This is a genomic window from Paenibacillus sp. P4_A7 (assembly GCF_056402455.1).
Genome location: NZ_JBFUHJ010000526.1, coordinates 1 through 3606, shown reverse-complemented (window position 1 = coordinate 3606; position 3606 = coordinate 1). Strand labels below are relative to the sequence as shown.

Here is a 3606-nt window from a genome sequence, read left to right as displayed (position 1 = left end):
CGCTTAAATAATTCGGAGTGAAACTCATTTTATCTCCAATACGTAAAGTGAAGGGAAACGATAAACTACATTTTCTAGTTGTTAAATCAGCTTATATGCTTAGATATAACAACTTCAGTATTTATTGACAGAGATGGAAACACGAGTTAAACTCTTTCTTAAGATTAAAGCGTTTAAACTTTATAGGTAATGTGGATGTAGAAATCTTAATTTTAAATCCTAAAAATGAAAAGGGGTAACGTGTATGAAGATTAAAAGAAGACGAAAGAAGTCACTTCGCTTGATAACTTGTTTCCTGTTGGCATTCGTGATGTTAACGCCCAATTTCTCAAGTCTTGCAGCTGAATCGCCAGACAGTAATACCATTAAAACGGATAAAGACAAAGGTCCTTTTAGGGCATTCCCGCAGCATACCGATTATGCGGAAGGCTCCATAAAGCCTAATCATATAACGCAAGCTATAATGGATGACACCGTGAAGAGATTATATGACGAGTGGAAAGTGAAATATTTGAAAGCAAATCCTTATACAACAGGTCAATACTATGTCTGGTATGCGGATGGGGACTGGTTTGAGGAGAACGAGATCACCGTTTCTGAGGCGCATGGCTATGGAATGTTGATTACAGCTTTAATGGCTGGTCATGATCCAGAAGCAAAGAAATATTTTGATGGCTTATATCGTTATTTTAGGGCGCATCCTAGCGAGATTAATCCGGATTTGATGGCTTGGCAACAAGCTGATACAGGTAAAGCTATTGTTGATATTAATGGAGTCGACTCAGCTACCGACGGAGATATGGATATCGCTTATGGACTGCTTCTTGCGAGTGAGCAATGGGGCAGTGATGGGGAAATTAATTATTTGGCACAAGCTCGCAATGTAATGAATGCCATTATGAAAAGCGAGGTCAGCCATTCGGATTGGATATTAAGAATCGCGGATTGGGCAACAAGCGGGAAGTGGACAACTGCAACAAGACCATCAGACTTCATGCTGCAGCATATGAAAGATTTTGAGCTCGCTTCTGGTGATAGCAGATGGGATAAGGTTGTCGATAAAACATACAGTATCATCCAAAGTATTCATAAAAAATACAGTCCCAATTCAGGCTTACTTCCTGACTTTGTAGTGAAAAGCGGCAGTAGCTTTATTCCTGCCCCACCAGAATTTCTAGAATCGGTCTATGATGGGGACTACAATTATAACTCGTCCAGAATACCATGGCGTATAGGAACGGATTACCTCATAACAGGGGATGATCGGGCAAAAAAACAGTTAAGCACATTGAATGCATGGATAAGGAAGATGACAAATAACGATCCGAATAATATTTTAGCAGGGTACAAATTAGATGGGTCAAAAGCATTGGCGGATTATGAAGACATTTCTTTCTCTGCTCCATTAATGGTTAGTGCAATGATCGATCCGTCGAATCAAGAATGGCTTAATAAGCTATGGGATTATAATGTGGCAGTGAAGACGGAAGATGATTTGTATTTCGGCAATAACCTTCGTTTGTTAAGTATGATTGTCGTATCAGGAAATTGGTGGTCACCGTCTACCATTGACGTTGAAGAGGGCGAGCAGAGCTTCAAGGATATTAAGTGGCATTGGGCGGAGTCTGACATTCGCAAGTCTTCTGCAGCTGGTATCGTTAATGGCTATTCCGACGGTACGTTTAAGCCTAACAAGGCGGTAACTCGAGCTCAGTTTGCCGTAATGATGATGCAGACATTAAAGTCGCAATTAAGCGGATCTGAGATTCTATTCAGTGATAAAGCGGATATTGGGGAATGGGCTGTAAAAGGAGTTTCTCAAGCCGTTGAGGCGGGTATTATCAAAGGGTTTGATGACGGAAGCTTCCGTCCGAATGATCAGATTACAAGGGCGGAGATAGTTGTCATGGCTGCGAATGTTATGGGAATCGACGCAGATGCAACAGGCACTACTGATTTTGCAGATGACAGCGCTATACCGGACTGGGCTAAGAAAGCTGTCGAATCAGCTAAGAAAAATGGTATTGTGCAAGGCCGAGGCAAAAACCAGTTTGTATCGGATGGAATAGTAAGCCGTGCTGAAGCCATTACCTTACTGCTGAAGTTACAAGCTTATATGCAAAAGTAATGAATAAGGCTTTGGATTTGCTGTAAATGAATCAATAAGTTCGGGTCCCGTTATGCAGGATTCGAACTTATTATTTTGTTAAAAACAATGCTTGCGAAAGGTAAAATTTTATTATACAATCATTTTAAAGTTTAAACGCTTTAACTTTTTGTCTAAATAAGTATAATCAAAATACCTGTTTATTATGGATGAGTTATCGGTTATTTAATTAATTGGTTTTTGATAAAAGTTTAAGCAGTTAAACTAATAGACATAAAACAAATGTAATGGAAAAAGTAAGTATGAACGCAGAGGGGGCGATTTTTCTGAAACTTAGCAAAGGGCAAAGGCKTGAAAGCAAATATTTCTATTTATTTATTTCACCTTGGATCATTGGTTTTCTCGTATTTGCATTATTTCCGGTAGGGGCATCTTTATATTACAGCTTTACGGATTATGATATTGTGAACGCTCCCATCTTTGTTGGTGCGGGCAATTATCAGGAGCTGTTCAATGATGATCAGTTCTGGAACTCCATTAAGGTAACGCTCAAATATACCTTAATCAGTGTACCCATAACCTTATTTCTTTCTTTAATCTTTGCCATTCTAATCAACCAGAAGGTCCCTTTTACTGGTTTCTTCCGTACAGCGATGTACTTTCCAAGCATGATTTCCGGTGTGTCGATGGCGCTGCTCTGGTACTGGGTATTTAATCCTCAAGCGGGATTATTCAACTACGGTCTGTCGTTATTCGGAATCGAACCGATTGCCTGGTTTTTAGATGATCGATACGCATTGTGGGCGTTGATTATTATGTCATTCTGGGGATTAGGCGCAGGGATGTTGATTTTCTTGGCGGGGCTGCAAGGTGTTCCTGTTCATTTGCTGGAGGCAGCTAGACTAGATGGAGCGGGCAGATGGAGATCGTTCTGGAATGTAACGTTTCCAATGATCTCACCGGTATTTCTTTTTCAGCTCATTATTGGGGTCATTGAGTCGTTTCAGGTGTTTATACAAGCCTATACCATTACGCGAGGCGGACCTAGCTATTCGACCTGGTTTTATGTATATAACATTTATATAAACGCTTTCAAAAACTTCCGATATGGATATGCGTCAGCGATGGCATGGTTACTTCTAATCGCAGTATTAATAGTCACCTATCTGATTATGAGGGCATCGAAACGCTACGTTTATTACGAAGGGGGAAGCAGCCGTTGAAAGAAGCAGCCATCCATAAGAATGAGACTACAACTGCGGCAAGAAGGAAGAAGTGGGGCTTATCACAAATTATCGGGTTTGTTGTGCTGCTCATTGTCACAATCACGATGCTTTCGCCGGTTTGGTTCATGATTACAACCTCTCTGAAGACGACCAAGGAAATGCTCGTGTTTCCTCCGACAATTATTCCTAAAGTGTTCGCCTGGGAAAACTTTAGCGAGTTATTTACGAATTCTGATATCAAGTTTGGCCAGCAGTATATGAACAGCTTAATTG

The 3606-nt window shown here is 40.5% G+C and carries 2 protein-coding genes and 1 pseudogene; all 3 read left to right on the top strand.

Annotated elements, in window-relative coordinates; translation table 11 throughout:
• Positions 1-244 precede the first annotated feature (244 nt).
• Positions 245-2128: a glycosyl hydrolase family 8 gene (locus tag AC1DWN_RS30345; protein WP_477562583.1), complete on the top strand. Its 1884-nt coding sequence runs from the start codon at positions 245-247 to the stop codon at positions 2126-2128.
• Positions 2129-2409: 281 nt separating this feature from the next.
• Positions 2410-3330: a carbohydrate ABC transporter permease gene (locus tag AC1DWN_RS30340; protein WP_477562582.1), complete on the top strand. Its 921-nt coding sequence runs from the start codon at positions 2410-2412 to the stop codon at positions 3328-3330.
• Positions 3327-3606, top strand: a pseudogene (locus AC1DWN_RS30335) (carbohydrate ABC transporter permease); the annotation flags it as partial. The gene AC1DWN_RS30340 and the pseudogene AC1DWN_RS30335, both read left to right, overlap by 4 nt.

Bases quoted from the DNA above. Each gene is read 5' to 3' on its own strand.
- AC1DWN_RS30345 (WP_477562583.1), top strand. From the start codon at position 245: ATGAAGATTAAAAGAAGACGAAAGAAGTCACTTCGCTTGATAACTTGT.